Raw genomic sequence first — 22,047 nt, 5'->3', positions numbered from 1 at the left:
CCAGGGAACCGCCTGTGAGGAAGACTTTGTTGGCGAGGGTTTTTCCGTTGACGTCCAAGGCGCCGGTGCCCGACACGTCAATGTCGCTGTTCCCCAGGGCCGTGTTCGACCCGGCGCGCAGCGTGCCACCCGAGACCGAGACGGCGCCGGTAAAGGCGGAATTGGCATAAGAAAGCGTCTGGGTGCCTCCTGTAACGCTCAGGGAACCGTTGCCGGAGAGTTCGCCGGAGAGTTCCTTGTCGGCGCCGGAAAGTTCCAGGGCATCCTGATCGGTTGCCAGGGAGATGGAACCGGCGCCGAATCCTCCGGAAAGGACGAGTTTCGTGCCTGTCGCGTCTCCGGCCTTTCCGACCGAGACGCTGCCGGCAATGGCATTCGATTCGTTGGAGAGGGTGTAGGTCTGTCCGCCCGTAAAGTTGATGGACGAACCGGCGGCGGCGGTGACCGCCGTTCCCTGCGTGATGGCGGAGGTATTGGCGTAGGTCAGAGTGGAGCCGGCAGCCGTCAGGTTGATGGCGCCCTTCCAGACGCCGGCACCCGACAGGATGATGCCGCCGGCATTGATGTCCAGATCCGCCTGTGACGTATTGGCTCCGCTCAGAGTCAATGTCCCGCTGCCGTTCTTCAACAGGCCGACATTGGTCACAATAGACCCGGAACTGATAATCGTCCCGGAAAACTCAATTCAGCGTCCCCTGGTCGCCAGACCACAAAAGAGTTGCCGTGGCACTGTCGGCAATATTGATCGAAGCCAGGGAATCCAGCCCTCCGGAAACAAAGCCCAGGGTAGAACCGTTGTTCAGGGTCAGTGTCCCCGTTCCCAGAGCACCGGCCGTATTGGCAACCAGTTTGGCGGATCCGACGGAAATGGCTCCGTTCCATCCGGTATTGGCCAGATTCATCGTCAGGCTTCCACCCGTCAGTGATAAAGAACTACTCCCGGCAATGGTGCCGTCCGTCCCGGCATTGAAGGTATAATCCCCTCCCGTTACTTCCATGGTATTGGGCTTGACCGTTCCTACGATTGATACCGTTTTCTCGGCGGCATCATTGGTAAAGACGACTTTGTCTCCCGTATGGAAACTGGTATCCACCGAAGGAATATCGGCAGTCCAAGAAGAAGCATCATTCCTCGTTTGCCAGAGATCGGCATCTCCTGTCCAGGTCAATGTGACATCCGTCTTGTCAAAAACGACCTGGAGCATATTGCCGGCCCTCAGCTGATAGTCTATTTTGTCACGGGAATCCTCGTCAACCTCCATTCCGTAACTTGAAATTTTGGATTTATCAAATCCGCCGTCCAGCGTAAACATCTGGTAGATATAGTGTCCTGTTGTCAGGGAGACTAGTGATGAGAGATCAAAGACAACACCTGATCCAAGAGTGATGCTGCCGCCGTCCGAAACGGCATATTGCAGCGTGTCCGTATCATCCAGGACGACGATGCTGCCACCGTCCAATGACAACGTCCCCGTCAACGAACCATTGGAGGCCGATGTCGTCGTCAAGGTGGAACCGGCGATTAACGACGGGAAACTCAATTTACCGCCGTCAAGATTGAACCGGGTACCCGAACCCACCACGGGAAGAGTCGTCCCTTCTTCTGCTCCGGCAACCGTTTTGCCATTGACCGTCAGCTGTCCGTCCTGCGCCGTGAAGGTACCGTTGAACGCGGTCAAATCGCCATCAAAGATCTGGGATCCCGTCCCCGTTTTGATCACGTTGACGCCATCCGTTACCTTTCCGCTAAAGGTCAGAGCATCAGATCCGGAGTAATTGATTGTCAAATTGGAGGGAGAAGTCAAAGATGCTGATTTTTCCAACATCGCTCCCGCTTTTGCCGATCTCAGACCGGCTATCGTAACATCTGCAACCCCCAAACGAAGTTTTGTTGCGGCATTATCCAGGGAGATCAGAGCCTTGGCCGCGGCATTCTGGTGGTTGAGAACCAGTCTGAAATATTTGGTAACCTCATTATCTCCGGAATCTCCATTCGTCAGCGAGATCGTCCCAGTAAACCACTTGGAAGAATCGTCATCTACTCCGGAGATAATGAAAAGACTTTTGTTTTCATCCACGGTATACACACCGGCTTGCCTGGAAATTTCCAGATTACCGGATCCATTCAATTTGGATACGGAATAAACACGTTCCCAGGAAGGTAGTTGGAGAAGAGCTTTTTTGACGACAGCTTCGGAGGAAGGCTGGATGGTAATTCCTTGGGCAAATTCGATATTAAAAACAACTTCGCCTCCCCCCCCTACATACCCTGTTCCCAACTGTAAGGTTCCTCCCTCCGACAAATTGACGGAGCTTTGGACAATGTTTTGCTTGGAGGTAGATCCCGGGAATTTGAGCTGGAGCGTACTATTCGGTCCAATATTGACTGTTGCTCCAAGAAGGAGATTCGTTTCAGAAGTCGTGCGGTTGTCCCAAATCAATTTACCTCCGGTAATATTGACCGTCTCCACATCGACATTGATATCGGAAAGCGTGACATTGGTAGACGATTCGATCATACCTTTTCCATTGCCGACAATGTTGCCTTTAAAGGCAAAATCAGCATTCATGGTCGTACCGCCGAACACAAGCTTGCTTCCGTCCTGAAGAGTCACGACGGCATTGTCTCCGCCGAGGGTCTTGTTATTATCGCCCGTAGCCGTCAAGGTCGCTCCCGATTCAATAGTGATACCTCCTTGATAATCATCGTTGGCTCCGGAAAAAACGACTTCTCCTCCTCCCGCAATCGTCAAGTTAGCCGTACCGGCAACGCCCGTCAGGCCGCCGCTGATCGTAATCGTCCCCACCCCTCCCAGATAACCGTCGTAATCGGAACCTTGGGCTGTTGTGTCCGGTGTATATTTGTCCGTATTAAGCGTGACGGAACCTCCGATAGTCATTGCCTTGACTCCTGTCCAGGAATCCACGGTATTCAGAATACCCAGTGTTCCTCCATTCAAGGTAAGCGTAAACGCGTCGGCCGTACCCGTTGTTTTGCCGATACCGTCCTCACCCATATTAATCATGCCGCCTTCGTTGAGCACGACGGCAATTTTGGCTGCAGCATCGCGTTTGTATGCCAAATCAAGACCTTTGATGTTCACAACACCGCCTTCATTGATGTTGAGAGTAGCATTCGTTGCCGACACAACGCCGATATGGGCATTCAAAATATTCAAAACACCAGACACATTGACCGACGTTGTATAATTCCAATGCCCAAGGACAAAAGCTCCCGTTCCGGAAGTTCCATCAACAGCCCCCAGGATGTTCATCACATTGCCGGTCTTGATATTAAAAGCCGTCGTACCTGACAGGTATGCATCAGCTCCTGCATATCTTTGTATGTTCAATACCCCCCTGTCAGTTCCACCTTCTCCTCCTAAATTGAAGGTAGATCCCTTCGAATCGACTCCCAGCAAATGGAAAGCCTCCAACGTCAAGGAAGAACCGTTTTTCAGAATCAAATTGGTATCTGCAGTTTGATTGATTCGAATTTCAGAAATAATATCCGCTTTTTCATCACTACCATCCCCTAAAGTCAACGTTGTACCATTAAAGTTCAGACTCGCCAATGTTGTCGTTCCCGACTGAATGATCGTATTTTTAGAGACAACGAGTGAACCGGATCCCGTAATACTCCCGATCGTGGACGCCGTATTCAACGTCAGTGTTCCCGACCCAAGAAGGGAAAGCTGTCCCGCTTCGAGACTACCGGCAGTCTCGCCATCATTGATTGCATAAGCGGCAGAAGAGGTAAAAGTCAGAGAATCCGCAGAAAGAGCCGCTCCGTTCAGGATGATTTCATCCGTCGTCGCTTCATCGGCATCACCGTTGATCAGAAGGGAATTCATCGAATATTCCGGCTGGGACAGGGTAACGGAACCTCCATTGCGGTAATAGTATTTGTCGGCACCGGACTCACTTTCATTCACCAAAAGGTTCATTTCGGAGAAGGAGACATTATTCCCTGCATAACCACTTGCCACATACAACTTGTTGCCGGCGGATGCCGTCAAGGATCCTCGAAGAACATCCAAAGACGTCCCCGTAGCAGTCAGGGAAAACTGACTGAGATCATCGGTATTGGACAGATCGATCCGCAGGAAACCACCTGTAGCTCCGATGGTAAAATCGCCCAAATCAAGAGTTCCCGCCGAGGAATTCAAATCCATGCCGATCATTCCAGCACCCGTTACTGTCGTCGAGGCAAATGCCGATGTGGTTCCCGTGACAACAATTTGCCCTCCGGCAGTCAGAAACAGAGTCAAAGATGATGAATCGGCCGAGAGCAAATTCACTTTCACTCCCGTCGTCAAATTTCCCTGACTCATGGACAGATTGACTCCATCGACGGAAGAACTTCCCGAAAGGGTCAGATTGGAGGAGGCATTGTCGGCAACAGTAATCGTTCCGGTGAAAGCGCTCAAATCTCCCGACAGGACATGCGCCACACCCCCTGCAAGGTTCAGATTGAGGTTTTTGCCGATCTTGCCGGCGTAATTGGCAGTTCCCTTGACGGTCAGAGTATTGAAACTCCCATCCGCCGCTCCGGAAGTAACCTGGCCATCAGCCATCGTTCCCGACAAATTGACAAGAGAGGCGCTTTCAACATTGTTTCTCAATATCCCTTTGTTGGTCAATTCTACAGAAGCCATCGAAATAGCATCGGCTTCCAACTGAAGAGTAATCTCTCCTCCATCGTCCCGGCCTACCATCCAGGTTCCGGAAAAGTCATTGGCAGCATTGTTAATCCTGAAAGTTTCCGAAAGATTACCACTTAACCTCAATTGAACTGTTCCTTGCCCGGAAATTTTTCCTGAGAAAAGAGTCGATTTTGCCCCCACTGACCGGTTATGATAATGGAATCGGTTACATTGCCGTTCATCAGGATATTGCCTGCTAAATTCAGCAAACTGGAGTCCTGTTTGTAAAAGCTGCTGCCTGCCTCCAGAATCATATCGTTCAGGAACGTATTCGATCCACTATTGATAGGGTTCAGACGAAACGTGGCACCTTTTTCCACATGTACCGTCATCCCTTCCTTGCCAATCAGAATGTTTGCACTGAAATCTGTCGATCCCGTATAATTAAAATAATATTCCCCGGGACTACCCAGCGTCAACATCCCATCGAAATCCTCCAACAAACTGTGCAGATCGGGAAGATTCTCCTTATCGAACCCCATGGGAATATCCAAAGCAAGCTCCCCGCTGCCTGATACGGAATCGACTTTCAGTGTATTGAATATATTCGCACCAACACGAACAGAACCTCCCGATTCAATCGTCAGGGAAGAAGAATCTAAAACCGAAGAATTGACAAAACGTATAGTACTGCCATCCCGGACCGTCGCTCCCGCTGAAACATTGAGAGTACCTCCCGTTACATCCACAGAAAGAGGAAGGTACAATAAATCTGAAATCTCGTATGTGCCTGAACCCGATAAGACCAGGGTACCACTTGAAGTAACGGTGGTTCCATCAAACTTGATCGTGCTTGCCTGCCCCGTCACAAACGCAGCCGGTCCCGTCATATTAAGCGTTCCTCCGGAAAGAATCAATTTCCCGGATTGAAGGATAACACCGTCCGATACAACCGTTCCAGACAAAGTCAATGTCGATCCGCCTGCGTCCGCCTTGAGAACGGCTCCATTCCCCGCTCCTCCCCAGGCAAGAGTACCGGTCGTACCATCCGTCTCAGACCATAAAGCATCGGACCACGCCCCTCCCGTGGAGTCAAGAGTCCGGTACAAATAAGTTCCCTCATATGTATCGACAACCTGTATCCCCGCAATCGTTCCTCGCCCGGCACTCCTTACGTTCGTAATGGAAATGCTGCCACCGGCAATATTATCAATCTGCAAAACATTAGTTCCCAATGTCAAAGCCCCTTGATTGGCACTACGATTTCCCCAGGCTTCCGTTCCCTCAACCATCGCTCCGTCTTTGTAGGTCCAATTGGTCCCATTGATATTCTCGGCTGAAAATGTCCCTCCGTCGCCGGACATAATCAAATAGAGAGTTGAAGACAAATAGGGAACTCCGGCTATCGTGATAGTAAAGGTATCCGATGCACCAGCATCAAGATAGGTAGAGAGAAGCTTATCCGTCTCGGTCGTTTTATTGGCCGAACCCGGTCCCCATGTGTTCGTTCTTGTTGTTGAAATGGTTACCCCCGAAAGAGCTGCTCCGGCATTGTCTTTGGTGATACCCACGGGAGTATTGGCTGCGGCAGGAGTCCAATTGAACCAGTTATCGGCCTGAACGCCGACCATTCCGATTTCATCCGTTCCGCTTACGGAGGCAGAGTCTCCCGTACAGATATTGATACTGAAACCTCCGGAAGACGAAGGATCCGCACCAAAGGAAACATGGGAATAGCAAGCCATAACGGCCGCAGCTAAAAGAAGAGGTAGTCTGAGTTTCATCGCAAAAAGAAAAATACTGTTTATTTTAATTAACACTTTAATACACCGTTATCAAGAATAAACAACAACTTGGAAATAGCCTCAATGTAAGATACTACAATAACAATAAAACACCCCGTTAAAACACAATAACACAATAATTATAAGTTTGTTATTACACAACAAAATATCTCAAAAAATATCTTCCAAAATACGAACAATATAAGGCTTACAAAACTTCAATATTTTTAAAAATATCGATTTAAATGGATAAAATACAAGCATATTTCGCCCATATCAAAAATCCATATATTCCGAATCTATCAAATTGAATTTCCAAATCGAACACATGGAAATATTCATTTCATTATAAAAATCTGCAATTCAAAAACAACTTCACCTGTTGTTTAAAAAATATATATTTACATAAAATTATCCATCCATTTCAAAAAATACTATCCCCTCACCAGTTCCAGGCAACCGGCCGGAACAACTCTTCCGGTAGGCAGACTCCGCCATACCTCAAAAAAAATTGCGCCGCAGAAGATCAGTGATCCCTGCGACGCTTGAAACAAATCAAGAGCAAATCGCTCCCGCTTTTATCTTAACCCCACGGCCTTCCGAACACGATCCATCACCTTGGCCGCTTCCACACGCGCCCGTTCCGCCCCTTGGGCAAGAACTTCATCCACATAATCCGGATTGTTTTCCAACTCGGCACGCCGTTCACGAGCACGGCGGAAATACTCCCAGTAAGCGTCAAACAAGCGCTTCTTGAAGTCCCCATACCCACAACCGCCTTTCTTGAAATCATCCACCATGGAGGAATAGTCATCTGCGGATGCAAACAGCTTGTACAGTTGAAGGATAACCGATCCATCCACCGGCTTGGGATCCTCCAGAGGGGTAGAATCCGTCGGAATCCGCATCACCAGCTTGCGCAACGGTTTCTCATCTCCGAAAATGGGAAGGGTATTACCGTAACTCTTGCTCATCTTTTGACCATCCAGGCCAGGAACGACAGCCGTGCTTTCTGCAATAATCGGATCAGGCAACTTCAGCAATCCCTCGCCAAACTGTTCATTGAATTTGCCGGCCAAATCGCGAGTCACTTCTACATGCTGCTTCTGATCCTTTCCGACGGGCACCTGGTCTGAATCGTACAGAAGAATATCCGCTGCCATCAACACGGGATAAGCAAAAAGCCCATAGCTGGGGGAAAAACCCTTGGCAAGCTTATCCTTGTACGAGTGGCAACGTTCAAGAAGCCCCATCGGACAAACGCTACCGAGAATCCACGATAGTTCATTCACTTCCGGAATACTCGACTGGCGAAAAAAGACGCAACGTTCCGGGTTCAGACCGACAGACAGGAAATCCATCGCCAGACCACGGACGAACTCACGGAGTTTTTCCGGTTCATGGACAGTCGTCATTGCGTGGTAATCGGCAATGAAATAAAATGCCTCCCCCTGCTCCTGCAGGCGTACGGCCGGTTCCATGGCTCCGAAATAATTGCCAATGTGAACAATTCCGCTAGGTTGCAATCCGGTCAAAATGCGCATAACGTGGCTATCATGCTGGCTCGCGCCCCGTAGTCAAGAATTTGCTCCAGTAAAAAAAACCATTCTTTTTTTGAACATTTTCCAAAAAATCGATGTCAAATGCAATAACAGAGAACCTAGGGGAGTCTGGAAGGAGAGAGCCATGTTTCCCCCTTTATTCGGCGCTCTGTATTTCATAGGTAGTAAATAAGAGCCCCGCCGGCTTTATTTCGGCGGGGTTCTTATTTTCCCGGAGAGTTCGGTCATTCCGAATCCACGCCAAGTTTGTTCCGTCGGTAGTGATCCAGGGAAATCCGATAAAAATAGACAATTGCCAAGAGGTTAAGCATGGCACCCACGCCAAATGCCCAGTTCAAGCTCAACCATGCAAAAATCTTCCCCCCGAAAAACATTCCAGCCCCAACTCCGATATCAAAAGCCGTAAAGAACGTAGAATTCACTGCGCCCCGATGCCCGCGGTCCGCCATGTTCAGCTTCATTGTTTGAAACGTGGGGATAAAGATACCGAATCCAAAGCCGATCAGTATGGCCGATGCATAATAAATCCCCTCCAGAGGGAACAAAGCAAGCGATGCAAAGCTAAACGTCAGAATAGATAGGGAAATAACAGACAACTCCGCCACTCGACCACGATCAATCTGCCGCCCGACAATAAATCGTGAAATCAACATGCCTGCCCCCATCAAGGCATAAAACAAGCCGGCATAACGGAAGCCGTACATCTTGCCGTACAAGGCCGAATACACCGCTACGACTCCATAGGAGAAGGAAGCCATCATCACATTGACAGCCAAAGGAATACCAACACGCAGCACAAGCCGATCCAGAACACTTCCGGGCGTTTCCCGGACGGCTTCCTGACGGGGAGCTCTCGGAGCACGGATCAGAGAGGCAATCCCGGCGCCGCACAAACACAAAACCAACGATGTCCACGTAATAAATTCAAACCCGTTTTTCTGGTAGAACTCAAGACCGATCACAGGTCCCAGACACATGCCCAGCGTCATCGTCATGCCGAAGAATCCCAATCCCTCCCCACGTCGTGAAGGCGGAATGATATCGACGGCCAAAGTCGGCCCCGATGTCGTCATCCCTCCCCATATCAACCCTTGGACAAAACGTGTCAACAACACGAACAAAGCCGTCGTCGCCACAGCATAACCGGAAAAGGAGAGGGCCAGAAGAATATATACAACGATATAAATTCTTTTACGGTCCCCCGTATCGACCTTCTGGGCAAACCAGGGGCGGGATATAATGGCCGCAACCACATAAATCGACATGATCCATCCCAGCCAACCGGAAGAGACACGCAGAGTACCCGTCAAATACAAGGGAAGGACGGGAACCAGTTCAAAGAAGGCAAGACCCATCATCAAGTTGGAACAACAAGCCAGAATATAGTCGCGCGTCCACAAGGGGACTTTCTCCTCCGGGAGAGAGGTGACCACGAGCAGATCTTTAGTCCGAAACATGCGAAGTCCATACTCCACGCAGGACAAGATTCAAACCGGGATGACGTCAGTTTGCATATTTCTGGAGAAATGCAGAAACAGGCAGCGTTTTCCCTCTTTATAAAACCGGAATATCATCAAGACTTCAGGGCGGGGAATAACATTGACAGAACAGGATCTGATGGGTGAGTATTCACGAGAATTATCGTTTCCTTTCCCCATGAACCAACGTTCTTTTTCCCATGCCGTCCGCCGGGGTGCAGCCTTGATATGGCTTCTGTTGATCCTGATCGCCGGAGTTGCTATCGTCGGTTACAACATCTACCAGAGTAAACAGCAAAAAGATAAAATAGCTCATCAGGAGAAGCTCAAGAAAGAACAGGCCCTCGCCCAGAAAAAGGCTGAAGAAAAAGCACGTATCGAACGGGAACTTCTGGAAAAGGCCCGCAAAGCCAAAGAGGATAAGGAACGCAAGGAGCGCGAAAAACAGGAAGAACTCGACCGCGAGCGCAAGGAACGCGAAGAAGAAGAAGCCGCCCGTAAAAAAGCATTGGAAGAAGAACGCCGGGAACGCGAAGAGGAAGAGGCAAAAGAAAAGGCCAAACAGGAAGAGGAACGTGCCCGCAAGGAACACGAAGCCATGATGCAAAAGAAATTCCCCTTCGCTGCCAAATACGAAAAATTCCCCATCCACTCCCTGACTCGTACTCCGGAACAAATTGCTCAACTCCTCTCGTATATCGACAAAGTTTCCCTTAAAGCCAACGCGCCTTTCACCGGGAAATCCTTTACCGGCCGAGACTGGGCCACCCCCAAAGATGTCCTGAAAAAACTCCCCGACAGACTCCTCTTCAAGGTAAAGAATCCCAAGAATCAGGATCTCAATGTCCTGCTGCTCCTCAACTCACCGCAGGCAAGGCTGGATATAGCCCAATGGATCTTCCTGAAAAATGCAGACTCCCAGCTCTTCAAAAAACTGGCATCGGATCCGAAACACGGCTCCATCGTTTCCCAGTTCATGAACAATCTGAACTGGATCGAAAGTTTCGTGTATGCCGGAGCCAATCAGAAAACGGCGCAAGGGCTCGACTTCCTCGTCAATCTCGTTGCACACGACCCGCAAATTCCCACCAACCCGATGAAGCGAAAAATAGCGACGGCAATCGCTGCGGAATTCGGAAGGGCGGAATGCTACGACAAGGAAGGCAGCGATCCGTACAGCATGGCCAAAGTCCGTTACGACTACTTTTCCTCCAGCTGGCAAGAAGGAGAGCTCAATGCTACGTTTGACCAATTGCAGGATTGGGATATGCGCATCGTCTGCGGTACCCGTCCTCAAAACAGCGGCTTCGGTTCCGCCACCACTCTTAGGTGGCTCCGGGAAAACTGCACTCTTCAGGAGGGGTCCTATCCCATGGCCGCATGCCAGGTTCCCTACCGTCTGGAAAACATCTTCGGCGACAGTATCCACGGTCAGGACTATTACAAACCGTTCGAATCCATCTACCCCGAAAACTACAGCAAGCAAACGCGCGATATCGGTTCCGTCTGCGGCGGCAATGCGACTTTCGGGACGTCTTCAGCCTGCGCCAACGGCATCGCCGCCCTTACGATGGGAGAACCCGGCCATTGCGCATTTGCCATCCGCGTGAATAACAAATGGCAACGCTGTTTCTCCATCGACTGGAAGCACAGCTGCCACTGGACCGTGTGGGGAGAAACCCAATGGTCCTTCCTGGAATTGACCCAGGATTTTTTCCAAGAAGGCTACCGCGCCAACCTGTCCATGCAGATCGCCGCCCTTGGAGAAATGATGGCCGAAACCGACAATACCGCCAAGGCTCCCTACTTTTTCGAACTCGCCACCGACATCCAGCCGCTCAACTACGCCGCGTGGACATCCTATGCCAACTTCCTCAAAAAAGCCTTCCCCGACGACGTCGATAAATGGAAAAAACTCAATGAAGGCATCTGCCTCGGCATTGCCAGCAAACACCCGGAAGTCTGTGCCGTCACTCTGACCAAATACGTCTATCCGCGCCTGCTTGCCCTTCTCAAAGATGAAAAGGACAAAATCACTGCCTTCGAATCCTACATGAAGAATCTCAAGCAGCCGGAATCCGACAAATGGCCTCTAGACGAATTCCTCAAGCAACAGGCTGATAGCCTCTCGGCGTCCGATCCTGCAGTCGTCGCCTACTTCAAAACCCTTTTCGAACATCTCCTCAATAAACCCGCCTACGCAGCACAAACGCTCGCCTGGGCTCAGGAATACGAAAAATCCCTTAACGACGACACCCGTAACAAAGTTGCCGAGCTAGCCATGTCCTCCGTCGGCAATACAACCATGGACAAAGCCGATAAGGACAAATTGCAGGCCGCTGCCCTCATCGGTGCGGAAAACAGCCGCGACATCGACACATTCCAGAGTATCAGCAAACAGTATAAGGACCGTATTACCGGTTCCCTTCCGGAATTCCAGCCCTTTTCAGGAGAACTGCTCTCTTCCGGCGGATTGGTCCGCTTCAGTTCCGTCTCCCAACAGTACGGAGACCCGCTCCAACACGGAGGCATCATCGAAACAAGCGGAGGCAATTTCCATACTGACAACAAAAACGAAGAAGAATGGGCCGAAGTCATCATGCCCAAACCCGGGACACTCTCCGGTATTGTCATCGCCACAACCGGAAACAACCACGACCGCCTCCACGACTGGAAGATTGAAACCTCGATGGACGGCAACTCATGGACTCCGGCCGCTACCCTGCCTTCACCCGTCAAAGAATCCGTTATCCGCGTTGATCTCAAAGGTAAAAACACAATAGCACGCCACATTCGCGTTGTCCGCGGAGGCAAAAAAGACTTTTTCTCGTTGCGAGCTATTCTCGTCTACGGACAAAAAGCCGCCTGACCCCCTCATCCCTTTCATTCAAACTGTTCCCATCACCATGAAAACAACGGGCATACATTTCATTTCCCGGGCCGTCCTGATTCTCCTTGCCTTCTCTTGCATGTCGGCCTGGGCGGCAGAACGTGCCAAAACCTACCATGAGGCTCTGGAAAAAGCCGGAGACGAAGGAGTTCTGATCTACCTCTACGGTCCTGACTGGAACCGTCGAAGCGTCAAAATGCTGGAATCTTTCTGGCAAAAAAATGAACTCGAACGCGCTGCCGGCAACTCCGTCCTCGTCGCCCTGCCTATCTACCAGCGTCCCACGGACGAACAAAAGGCCAAACAAGAGGAAATCCAGTCAGGCTTCCCTCTACCTCCGCCCCATCGCTACCGCTCCAATCCTACCGTCGTCATGCTGGATAAAACCGGAAGGACTTATGCCATCCTCAGCGGGAATGATGACCTAGGCGACGGACTCTCCGGAAGCAAAGCCTGCCAGCTTATCCAAAAAAACAAGGCCCTCCTTGCCCAGCAACTCGAATTGATGAACAAGGCCGAACAGGCATCCGGACTCGAAAAAGCCAAATTAATCGGTCAAGCCAGCACGCTCGGCATCGATCCTCCCCACAATGCCGCCGAACAAATTCGGACACTTGATCCCAAGGATGAAAGCGGCTACGTCAGGCGCCTGAACTACGACCCCCGCAAATTTCAGGAAGAGCACAAGGATGCCAAATCCACAGAATTGGAGTCTCCTGTCCTGAAAATCGTCAACGACACAGCCTATTCCCCTCTCCAACGCCAGGAAACTTACTGCATCCTTATCGGCCAGCTTCGACGTGACGGCGCTGCTAAAAATGTCCTGCGAAAGCACCTCCTCGCCATGCAGCAGATCGATCCGAATTCCATGTACGGTAAAATCACTCCCAGCCTCCTTACTCAATGGTGTGGTGATCCGGCGCCCAAAACCACCGATAAAGATTCCGTCTCCAAGAAAAAACACCGCAAACGGGACAAATAAGCCTCTGCCTTCAGCCTTTTAGTCTCAAATCTCTCTCAACAATTCTGACAAACCCATGCATTGCCCTCCCGGAGGACAGCGGGTAGTATCGCAGTCATGCCCAAAATCCTGGAAATCCTTCAAATTGGCCATCCCGTCCTTCGCGAAATCAGTGCCCCCATCAAACGTATTGATGAATCAGTCCTGGCATTGTTAGCCAATATGAAGGCTACACTCGCCCAGGGAGGCATCGGCTTGGCGGCTCCGCAAGTCGGTCATCCCGTCCGGCTCGTCACCATCGACATCCCCGCCGAAGAAGAAAGCACCACTTTCATCGAGGTTAACGGTGAACCTAAAACGTTGAAGGACATCATGCCGCTCGACTTCATCAATCCATCCATTGAGCCCTACGGGCCTCAATCTCTTTTCACCGAAGGATGCCTCAGTATCACGGAAGTCTATGAACCCGTCAGCCGCCCCAGTCACGCCAAAGTACGGATGACACTCATGAACGGTCACGTAATCACCCTGGACTGCAATGGTCTGCTGGCCCGCTGCCTCCAGCATGAATGCGACCATCTCGACGGCATTCTCTTCACCGACCGCATCAAAGAGCAGCCTTAAAGAACGAAGAAAAAAGAATCTCTCATTCAATCCCCATTTCACGAGCCTTCCTCTTCAGCCAAGCTTCCCGTTCATTCAAAGCGTCCAGATGGGATTGGACATCGCGTACCCTCCTTGTGGAAACACCCCCGTTCAGTTCCTTGCGCACCCGGTCGAGTTCCTCCCGCGTTGAACGGCGGAGGACTTTGTAAAACATGCTCCCCGTCACGATCCCGTTCCTGCCTCCGTCCGCTCCGGTTAGCTCAATATACTTCTTCTGGAGTCTGTCGTAATTACTCACCAGGCGATTGTATTTCAGGGCGGCATACCTGTATTTCGAACGCCATTCCCGAGCATCTCCCGATCCCAGAGGACTTTCGGGAGGGGCCTCGCCAACGGCATCCATCACATCTCCCAGGGGACGCCCCACAACCGTGGGATCCAACATCTCATGATCATCCCCCATCTTTCGGTCGTCCGGAACATCCGCCCCTTCTGCGGCAGCCTTATCCCGTTGTCCGGCCAGAGCTAAATTCTCCGCAGCCAGACGTTCGCGTTCCATCTGTTCGAGTTTTAACAGAGTTTTTTCAGCCCGTTCGGCACGATCTTCCGCACTGAATCTCGTCAGCCGTTCCTGTTCCAATGCTTCCGAAAAAGTCTCCCCGGAACCCTCTGTTCCAGTCACATCGTTCCTGCTTAACCTGCCGGTCACTACCCCCATGCCAAATACGGTCACAACAAGTATCGGCCATACCCAGCGCCATCCGGCACCAGCTGAAACCGGAGAAGAAGAACGCAGATGGCGGGATGAAGAAGATTCTGGCATAGATGAAATATTTCCTACCACACCCACCGCATGCAAAGGAAGCCTATCCTCACGTCAGCACGTCAAAAAACGGAATATGCTCCACCTGCGGATCAGCAAATATACAACCAGACTCGCGCCATAGATCACAGGGACCGCAGCCAGCCACCAGAAGCTTCCTACAGGAAGAACAAACTTCAATGCCACAATCACAAACGTATGGAAGCAGAAAATAAAAAACGTTCCCCGGGAACATGTCTGCAACATCCTCCGGCAAGGCAGCCGGTCCAACAAAATCCCCATGCTCAATAAGGCCAGAATCCCGGGAACAGTCAAAGGCCCATACACGACACCACCCGCATAGGCACTATACCCGGCCAGGCAGAAGTAAAACGCAACGAGCCCAAAGTGAAACCCAATGGGCAATGCCTTCCAGTGCCCCGAAAGACCGGGGACACCTGCTGCCAGCATTCCAAGACAAAAATTACCGAACATGTGAGGCTTCGGCCAAAACTCGCCGCCCGCACCGACAGGAAGGAAACACAATCCAGCCAACGCCGCGGCTACCAGTACCCAACATGGCCCCCGAACCAGGAAAGAACCGACGATCATGAACACCGCCAAATCGCGGATAAACCACAAGGGAAGCAGTAAAGGCTCATGCCCGAGTCCAAATACGTGTGCCCATTCCGTCAGTGTTGCCGGCAGGGACTCCTCGCCAGTTACCAGCATACCAGCCAAATAAATAGCATTCCATACCAGATACGGTCCCATCAACTTCACGACCCGCCTCCCGGCATAGCCACTCCATACCTGCGGAGACGCTGCCAGTCTCGGCCCGGCAAAATACCCCGCCAGAAGCATGAAGAACGCCAAAGACGACGTCAGTGGAGAATCATTCCATGGGCACACCAGCGGAATATGCTGGATAATCACAAACAACATCGCAGGAATGCGCGCCGTATCCACCCATTCCAGGCGTTCAGTCCGTATGTCGTTCATGCAGGGCAACGTACCACACCCATCCCCGATCTGCCAAGTTCATCCCTGATCCATCCTAGGAAAGAAACCGCACAGATGCGCCAGGCCATGCCGCTATAGGTCGACGCACTCTTCCGTAATATTCTATAAATCAGAATAGAAGGACCTATAAGATATAAGGGAAAATCAGGTTTACTTCTCTTCCTCATCCAGGTCCAGGAGAGCAGACCGTGCCGGAGAATACCCTTTTTCCGCTGCCTGGGAATACAACTCCCGGGCCTTATCCGTGGATTGCGGCACGCCATTGCCATCTTTGTAGCATTCCGCCAATGCATAGAGGGCATAGGCATGTCCGGCTGCCGCGGCTTTGGCATACCATTTGGCAGCCTCCACTTTATTCTTCGGAACACCGTTGCCTGCCTCATAAAGATCTGCCAAGGCAGCCATGGCATCGGAATTGCCCTGGGATGCCAGTTTCTTGAGGCCGTCGGCCGCTTTGGCATACCACTCCCGGGCAAGAGCTTCATTCTTACGCACACCTCTTCCGTCCTCCAATGCCCAGGCATACACAAAACAAGCAAGAGGATCACTCTGGTTCGCTGCTTCTTCAACCTGCGAAAATCCACTCCACATTTTCGACCCGACCGTATAGGAAGAACCGGCATAAACAGGGAAATCGGCCCAAACCGATGACACCGCTACAAAGACAATTCCCAAAGCCAGCATTGTTTTCCCGTAATTTTTCATCATGGTGACATGGGGTAATAGTTTCCCAATGGCAACAGTATACAACACACAGTACAGGTAGTGCAACTGAAAGTGAGGCTTCGTCGCATTTGCAACAGTATGCCAAGTTATTTCACTGCAAGAAAGTTTCTTATGGCATAAATACATGGAAATATGAACGATTTTAGTTGATCTTTCGTCTTAATCGACAATATTGTTACTTCACCCATGACGAACCAGCCAGAAGACCCTTACCCTAGATGCTGGGTTGCAAGAAAATCTTACAACCCAGTTCTCGCCGCATTATTTAGTTTGATTCTTCCCGGAGCCGGACAGGCTTACAGAGGATATGTTCTCCGGGGGATAGCATGGTGCAGTATCATTCTTCTCTGTTATTCGGTTGACTTCCTTCGGCCATTGGGAGTAGGTCTTCATCTTTGGTGCATGCTGGCAGCCGCCCTTGCCGAGGCAAAGGATTAGCAGATACGCTCATCCGTAACTAGGGGATGTCCGGCGAATGCCGGATTGCCCAGGGATTCTTTCATGTCATTCTTACAAAAAGAATGCAGGAATCGTCTTGCCTTCCCGACATGTACCGCTAGAGTACTCATAATGACTTCCCTTCCCCGTTTATCACTGATTTGTGCAACAATATCCCTGTTCCTGTCCGGTCTTGATGCGGCAGAGCCGCCCCAACCTTACGGAGCTGTCCCTACGCCTCAGCAGGTAGACTGGCAGAGGATGGAATACTACGGATTCATCCACTTGGGCCTCAATACCTATACCGGTAATGAATGGGGATATGGAAATGAAAATCCCAAATTGTTCAACCCTGTTGACTTTAACGCCGATCAAATCGTCAAGCTTTTCAAACAGGCCGGCATGAAAGGCATTATTCTTACCGCCAAACATCACGACGGTTTCTGCCTCTGGCCAACGGCTACTACGAAACACAACATCACCAAGGCTACCTGGAAAAACGGCAAGGGGGATCTCGTCAAAGAACTAGCCGACGCCTGTAAAGCTAACGGTCTGAAATTCGGTACCTACATATCCCCATGGGATCGCAATCACAAGGAATACGGGAAAGAAGGCTATCTGAAAGATTACTACGGACAAATCCGTGAACTCCTCAGCGGCAAATACGGCAATATCTTTGAAATCTGGTTCGACGGGGCCAATGGCGGCGACGGCTGGTACGGAGGTGCAAAAACCACGCGTAAAATTCCTCAGGATTATTATAACTTCCCGGCTATCATCAACATGATCCGCGGTCTCCAGCCCAACTGCATCATCTGGGGCGCCGGCCATGTCGGAGACGCCCGATGGGGCGGTTCCGAACGAGGACATGTCGGCTATCCGCACTGGGCTACTGAAGACACGGACAAACCGGGAAATGCGGCCCATGGCGTTCCGCACGGCAATCGCTGGGTACCCGCCGAAGGTGATACCTCCATCCGGAGCGGCTGGTTCTGGCATGAACGTTACAACAATTCCGTCAAAACGCCCGAACACCTGCTCGACGTCTGGATCAACAGTGTCGGACGGGGAGCCAATCTCATCCTCAATGTCCCTCCGGACAAACAGGGTCTCATCTACCCGTCCGATGCCCAAGCTCTTCTTGGCTTCAAAAAACTGAGGGACAAACTCTACTCCAAAGACTTCGCTCTGGGAGCCAAGGGAAAAGCCACCAACACACGTGGAAACGACAAACGATTTTCCCCCGCTAGCCTCTTCGACAACGACATAGAAACCTATTGGACAACCGATGATGGCAACAATACACCGTCCGTCGAAATCACCCTTCCCCACAAAGCCACCTTCGACATCGTCCGCCTCCGTGAACAAATCCGTCTCGGTCAGAGGGTGGAATCCTTCCGCGTCGATGCATGGGAAAACGGTACATGGAAACAAATCATCGACGGCAAAACCATAGGCAACCAAGTCATGCTTCCTACGGCCGCCCCGGTGACGACAGATAAACTGCGCCTCACCATCACGTCCAGTCCAGCCGTTCCCTGCATCTCGGAATTTTCCCTTCTGCTCCGCCCCGTTTCCTTGCCTCAACCCTCCATCACCCGTCAGGGAGACACCGTCACCATCGACGCCAAAACAACAGGAATCATCAGATTCACGACAGATGGTTCCCAACCCACCTCGCAATCCCCAATATTCAAAGAGCCTATCAGCCTGCCCAATGGCGGCATTGTTTCGGCACGAGTCTTCGACACCGAAGGTAACAGCGGACCGGACGCCACCACCCGCTTCGGCATCTCAAAAAAAGACTGGAAAGTCATCTCCGCCACGGCCGGGGCCTCTCCGGAAATGGCTATCGACGACAAACCTTCCACCTTCTGGCACACTCATGAAAACACCGGTGAAAAGAATCCACCCCAAAGCATCACCGTCGATATGGGTAAAGCCCATGCCATTTCAGCCTTCTCCTACCTCCCCCGTCAGGACAACTGTACCCATGGCATGACCGATCGGTACATCTTCGAAGTCAGCCCGGACAACAAACACTGGAAAAAAGTTGCAGAAGGCGAATTCTCCAACCTCAGGGCCAATCCCATCGAACAAATCGTTCCTATCTCCAATTTGAAGACTAAAGTCCGCTACTTCCGTTTCACCGGAACACGGGCACTGGACAAAAACCACATTTCCGCTGCGGAAATATCCCTGTTCGCCAAATAAATGCCTCCCCTCCTCCTTCTGAATGTGTCCTGCTGCCCCCTGTCATAGGACACATTCAGAAGCCGATTCTCTTGCAAATCGGAAACAAAGGAAGTAGGTTTCCCTCGCGGACAAAGCAAATTTCCGTTGATACTTCCATGAGAGAACAAACTGGAGACAAGCATGTTGAAACTGAACAGGAGCCTGTTCGCGAAACGCTTTCCAGCCATGTTCATCAATTGGAAGGGAGCCCCCAATCCGAAGCCGCCCCCCCTAAAGACGAATTCTTCGTCTTCCAACGGGAACTCGTCTCCGGCACCAAACTGGAACACTACGAAATCGACCATGTCCTCGGCAATGGAGGATTCGGCATCACCTATCTAGCCAGAGACATTTACCTCAACCGCTACGTCGTCGTTAAGGAGAACTTCCCTTCTTCCTATTCCCACCGCGACCCGTTGAGCGGCCTTATCGTGCCCAATAACCAGCACGACATTGAAAACTACAACTGGGCACTCCGCAACTTCCTCAACGAAGCCCGGACCATCGCTGAACTGGACCATCCCGGTATCGTCAAAATCCTTTCCATCTTCGAGACCAACGGCACCGCCTACTTCGCCATGGAATACATCAACGGCCTCTCCCTCGACTATCTGGGAGACCGCTTGATGACCACCGGCAAGAGATACACGGAAGACGAGATGAAAGGCCTGCTCTTCCGTCTTCTGGACATCCTGCACTACCTCCACGGCAAAGACATCTTCCACCGGGATATCAAACCGGGCAACATCCTCCTCACCCGGGAAGGCATGCCCATCCTCATTGACTTCGGCGCAGCGCGGCACGCCTCCAAACTCACCTCCCTGACCGTCCTGACAACCCACGGGTACTCCTCTCCGGAGCAAGCCCTCGGTCTCAGCAATATCGGTGCATGGAGCGATCTCTACTCACTCGGCGCCACATTTTACGCCCTCCTCACAGGCAATCCCCCGGAACGGGCGGAAGTCCGCCTCTCGGCCGACACCATGGTACCGCTTCACACCATGCCCGAACTGGCGGCATGCTACACACAGGAATTCCTGCAAAGCATCGACAAAGCCCTCATGCCTCAGGTTGAAGACCGCTACGCGAACGCCGCCCAATGGATGGAATCCCTCCATCTCACCGGCAACGACGACCTGAGTACCATCAACGTTTCTCACGAAGAACTCCGCATCGCCCGCGAAAAAAACAACTGGCTTCCCCTTATTTCAACAGACTCCCACCAGCGGCAGAGCGACACGGAACACAGCCGAAAGACAACTTCACGCTCCGGAGCCAAACTCCGCCCGTCCTTTTCCTCCATCTTCACGGGCGTTCTTATCGTTCTCATCATTGCAGTTTCCGTTTTCATCGGCGCCGACATCTTCAAGAAAGAACCCCTAGGCACCACAATCAAAGAAACCATCTCCACCATCCGCCTCGACACACCACGGGAAATGCTGAACCTCTCAGCCATCTCCATCCCGACACTCTCCATTCCTCCCGACAGCCCGTCCCTGCCCAAAAGCATCGACTCCTTCCGACTCAAATTGTCCGATACCGTCCTGGCACAATCCAATCTGCCCACCCCTAGGCCGGAAACCCTGCGCATCAGTTCCATCTACCTGAATAAAGCCGCCAATAAGCCGGACTCTCTCAAGTCCCTGAAAATGGACCAGCCTCTTTACCTCGTCATTCAGGACTCCGCCGGCAACGTTGTCGCACAATCCGACAATGCTGCTCAAATGGGACTTGTTCCTGGCAGGCTGACAGTCAACTATGTCTTTCCTGCCCTGCCGGAACTTAAAACCGAGGAAATTTACACATATTCCTTTCAAACGGTCAATGGTGAACAGATGCCAGTCCTCCTCTCCATGATGGACAACGGATTCGTCTCCAAAGAACAAATCCCCTCCTATCCTCACATCAAATTCATCTGTGCATCCCCCTCTGCCGGTCCCGATCCTGCTATTAAAACCATTGCAGAAGAAGAAGTTTTCCGTACTCTCAGCCAGCCCTGCGCCGACAGCCAAACCTCCATCAGCCTACTTCCGTCCACGAGCGAAAGCCTCACGCTCATCAAAACCATGGCTGCCATCGGCTACCCCGAGGCCCAATACAAAATGTTCCTTATTCTTTCCGGTGAATCAGAATCGGAAACCACCCTGCTGGAAGGCATCAAATGGTTGTATAAATCCGCTGTCAGCGGATATCCGGTCGCCCAGCGAAGACTCGGTTCCCTACTCCTTGGAGAAAAACGCTTCTACCCCGGACTTCCCGTCAGAACAACCCTCATCCCCCAGGACTACGCCCAAGCCGCCAGCTTCCTGCGCCTGGCCACACAGCACCACGATTCCTACGCCCTTTACATGCTCGGCTTGATGAACACCCAGGGCTGGGGAACTCCGCGGTCTCTGGAAATCGGACAAGCCATGCTCGAATGGGCCTCCCGCACCAATCCTCTTTTCAAAACGGGACACCTCGACCCCACGGCAGACATCATCGGTTTCTGGGGAACACAGTACGTCAAGCCCAACACGCCGACCGTCATGAGTTTCCCACTGACAAGCAAACAAGCCCTCAGTGACGGTTCTCTCCGTATCCTCAGCACCGGCGGCAACTCGCAATGCCAGATATCCGATGTCCACATTACGCAAAATGGCAAAATCATTTCAGCCATTGCCACTCCCTACTCCCTCTTCCCCGGCAGCCTCCCCCAAACCATCAACATCAAGATTCCACAACTTGATAACTATGAAAATCTGGCTCTGGCAATGACCATCAAAACTCCGGGTACCAGTATTGGAGCCGTTCAGCTCCTCCCTGCAACACCCGATACGGCTCAACAGGCATTGCCAACAAATTCGACAGAAAATCGTTGACATTCCTTCTTGAAAACCCTATCTTCTTTCCACCC

General features: G+C 51.5%; 13 protein-coding genes. 5 read left to right on the top strand and 8 right to left on the bottom strand.

The window, feature by feature from the left end; all coding sequences use genetic code 11:
- From QET40_RS07750 to QET40_RS07730, 5 genes are all read right to left on the bottom strand, one after another.
- Window positions 1–646, bottom strand: a 646-nt coding sequence (locus QET40_RS07750; protein ID WP_345783062.1) for an autotransporter-associated beta strand repeat-containing protein, incomplete at its 3' end; no start/stop codon positions are given.
- A 34-nt stretch (window positions 647–680) separates the two neighbouring features.
- Complete coding sequence (locus QET40_RS07745) at window positions 681–4,718, bottom strand: hypothetical protein (protein ID WP_280126594.1); 4,038 nt, start codon at window positions 4,716–4,718, stop codon at window positions 681–683.
- A 68-nt stretch (window positions 4,719–4,786) separates the two neighbouring features.
- Window positions 4,787–6,430: a hypothetical protein gene (locus QET40_RS07740; protein ID WP_280126593.1), complete on the bottom strand. Its 1,644-nt coding sequence runs from the start codon at window positions 6,428–6,430 to the stop codon at window positions 4,787–4,789.
- 578 nt (window positions 6,431–7,008) lie between these two features.
- Entirely contained in the window at window positions 7,009–7,974 is a 966-nt protein-coding gene (trpS, locus tag QET40_RS07735) for a tryptophan--tRNA ligase (protein WP_280126592.1), read from the bottom strand.
- Between the two features lie 242 nt (window positions 7,975–8,216).
- Complete coding sequence (locus tag QET40_RS07730) at window positions 8,217–9,449, bottom strand: MFS transporter (protein WP_280126591.1); 1,233 nt, start codon at window positions 9,447–9,449, stop codon at window positions 8,217–8,219.
- Between the two features lie 199 nt (window positions 9,450–9,648).
- Here QET40_RS07730 and QET40_RS07725 point away from each other — a divergent pair, with 199 nt between their 5' ends.
- The 3 genes from QET40_RS07725 to def all read left to right on the top strand — a co-directional run bounded on the left by QET40_RS07725 (window position 9,649) and on the right by def (window position 13,945).
- The gene (locus QET40_RS07725) at window positions 9,649–12,339 is read left to right on the top strand and encodes a discoidin domain-containing protein (protein ID WP_280126590.1); all 2,691 of its coding nucleotides are present in this window, start codon (window positions 9,649–9,651) and stop codon (window positions 12,337–12,339) included.
- A gap of 37 nt (window positions 12,340–12,376) precedes the next feature.
- The gene (locus QET40_RS07720; RefSeq protein WP_280126589.1) at window positions 12,377–13,342 is read left to right on the top strand and encodes a hypothetical protein; all 966 of its coding nucleotides are present in this window, start codon (window positions 12,377–12,379) and stop codon (window positions 13,340–13,342) included.
- A 96-nt stretch (window positions 13,343–13,438) separates the two neighbouring features.
- Window positions 13,439–13,945 (top strand): peptide deformylase, encoded by a 507-nt coding sequence (gene def, locus QET40_RS07715; RefSeq protein ID WP_280126588.1) that lies wholly within the window; start codon window positions 13,439–13,441, stop codon window positions 13,943–13,945.
- A gap of 22 nt (window positions 13,946–13,967) precedes the next feature.
- On the opposite strand, the gene QET40_RS07710 is transcribed toward def, so the two are convergent.
- The 3 genes from QET40_RS07710 to QET40_RS07700 all read right to left on the bottom strand — a co-directional run bounded on the left by QET40_RS07710 (window position 13,968) and on the right by QET40_RS07700 (window position 16,460).
- Window positions 13,968–14,750 (bottom strand): hypothetical protein, encoded by a 783-nt coding sequence (locus QET40_RS07710; protein ID WP_280126587.1) that lies wholly within the window; start codon window positions 14,748–14,750, stop codon window positions 13,968–13,970.
- A 54-nt stretch (window positions 14,751–14,804) separates the two neighbouring features.
- Window positions 14,805–15,731, bottom strand: a complete 927-nt coding sequence (locus QET40_RS07705; protein WP_280126586.1) for an acyltransferase — start codon at window positions 15,729–15,731, stop codon at window positions 14,805–14,807.
- A gap of 171 nt (window positions 15,732–15,902) precedes the next feature.
- The gene (locus QET40_RS07700) at window positions 15,903–16,460 is read right to left on the bottom strand and encodes a tetratricopeptide repeat protein (RefSeq protein WP_280126585.1); all 558 of its coding nucleotides are present in this window, start codon (window positions 16,458–16,460) and stop codon (window positions 15,903–15,905) included.
- A 588-nt stretch (window positions 16,461–17,048) separates the two neighbouring features.
- Here QET40_RS07700 and QET40_RS07695 point away from each other — a divergent pair.
- Both QET40_RS07695 and QET40_RS07690 read left to right on the top strand, forming a co-directional pair.
- Window positions 17,049–19,130: an alpha-L-fucosidase gene (locus tag QET40_RS07695; protein ID WP_280126584.1), complete on the top strand. Its 2,082-nt coding sequence runs from the start codon at window positions 17,049–17,051 to the stop codon at window positions 19,128–19,130.
- 137 nt (window positions 19,131–19,267) lie between these two features.
- A complete protein-coding gene (locus QET40_RS07690) occupies window positions 19,268–22,012 on the top strand; it encodes a protein kinase (protein WP_280126583.1) in 2,745 nt (914 codons plus the stop codon).
- Window positions 22,013–22,047 lie beyond the last annotated feature (35 nt).

Source organism: Akkermansia sp. N21169, assembly GCF_029854675.1.
GTDB lineage: Bacteria > Verrucomicrobiota > Verrucomicrobiia > Verrucomicrobiales > Akkermansiaceae > Akkermansia.
Note: the sequence above shows the minus strand (reverse complement) of the source record. Positions and strands in the feature narration are given on the sequence as shown.

Excerpts from the sequence above, each read along its gene's own strand:
- QET40_RS07740 (WP_280126593.1), bottom strand. The coding sequence starts at position 6,430 with ATGAAACTCAGACTACCTCTTCTTTTAGCTGCGGCCGTTATGGCTTGC.
- QET40_RS07695 (WP_280126584.1), top strand. The coding sequence starts at position 17,049 with ATGACTTCCCTTCCCCGTTTATCACTGATTTGTGCAACAATATCCCTG.
- def (WP_280126588.1), top strand. The coding sequence starts at position 13,439 with ATGCCCAAAATCCTGGAAATCCTTCAAATTGGCCATCCCGTCCTTCGC.
- QET40_RS07725 (WP_280126590.1), top strand. The coding sequence starts at position 9,649 with ATGAACCAACGTTCTTTTTCCCATGCCGTCCGCCGGGGTGCAGCCTTG.
- QET40_RS07720 (WP_280126589.1), top strand. The coding sequence starts at position 12,377 with ATGAAAACAACGGGCATACATTTCATTTCCCGGGCCGTCCTGATTCTC.
- trpS (WP_280126592.1), bottom strand. The coding sequence starts at position 7,974 with ATGCGCATTTTGACCGGATTGCAACCTAGCGGAATTGTTCACATTGGC.
- QET40_RS07730 (WP_280126591.1), bottom strand. The coding sequence starts at position 9,449 with ATGTTTCGGACTAAAGATCTGCTCGTGGTCACCTCTCTCCCGGAGGAG.
- QET40_RS07745 (WP_280126594.1), bottom strand. The coding sequence starts at position 4,718 with ATGGTAGGCCGGGACGATGGAGGAGAGATTACTCTTCAGTTGGAAGCC.
- QET40_RS07710 (WP_280126587.1), bottom strand. The coding sequence starts at position 14,750 with ATGCCAGAATCTTCTTCATCCCGCCATCTGCGTTCTTCTTCTCCGGTT.
- QET40_RS07690 (WP_280126583.1), top strand. The coding sequence starts at position 19,268 with ATGAGAGAACAAACTGGAGACAAGCATGTTGAAACTGAACAGGAGCCT.
- QET40_RS07705 (WP_280126586.1), bottom strand. The coding sequence starts at position 15,731 with ATGAACGACATACGGACTGAACGCCTGGAATGGGTGGATACGGCGCGC.
- QET40_RS07700 (WP_280126585.1), bottom strand. The coding sequence starts at position 16,460 with ATGATGAAAAATTACGGGAAAACAATGCTGGCTTTGGGAATTGTCTTT.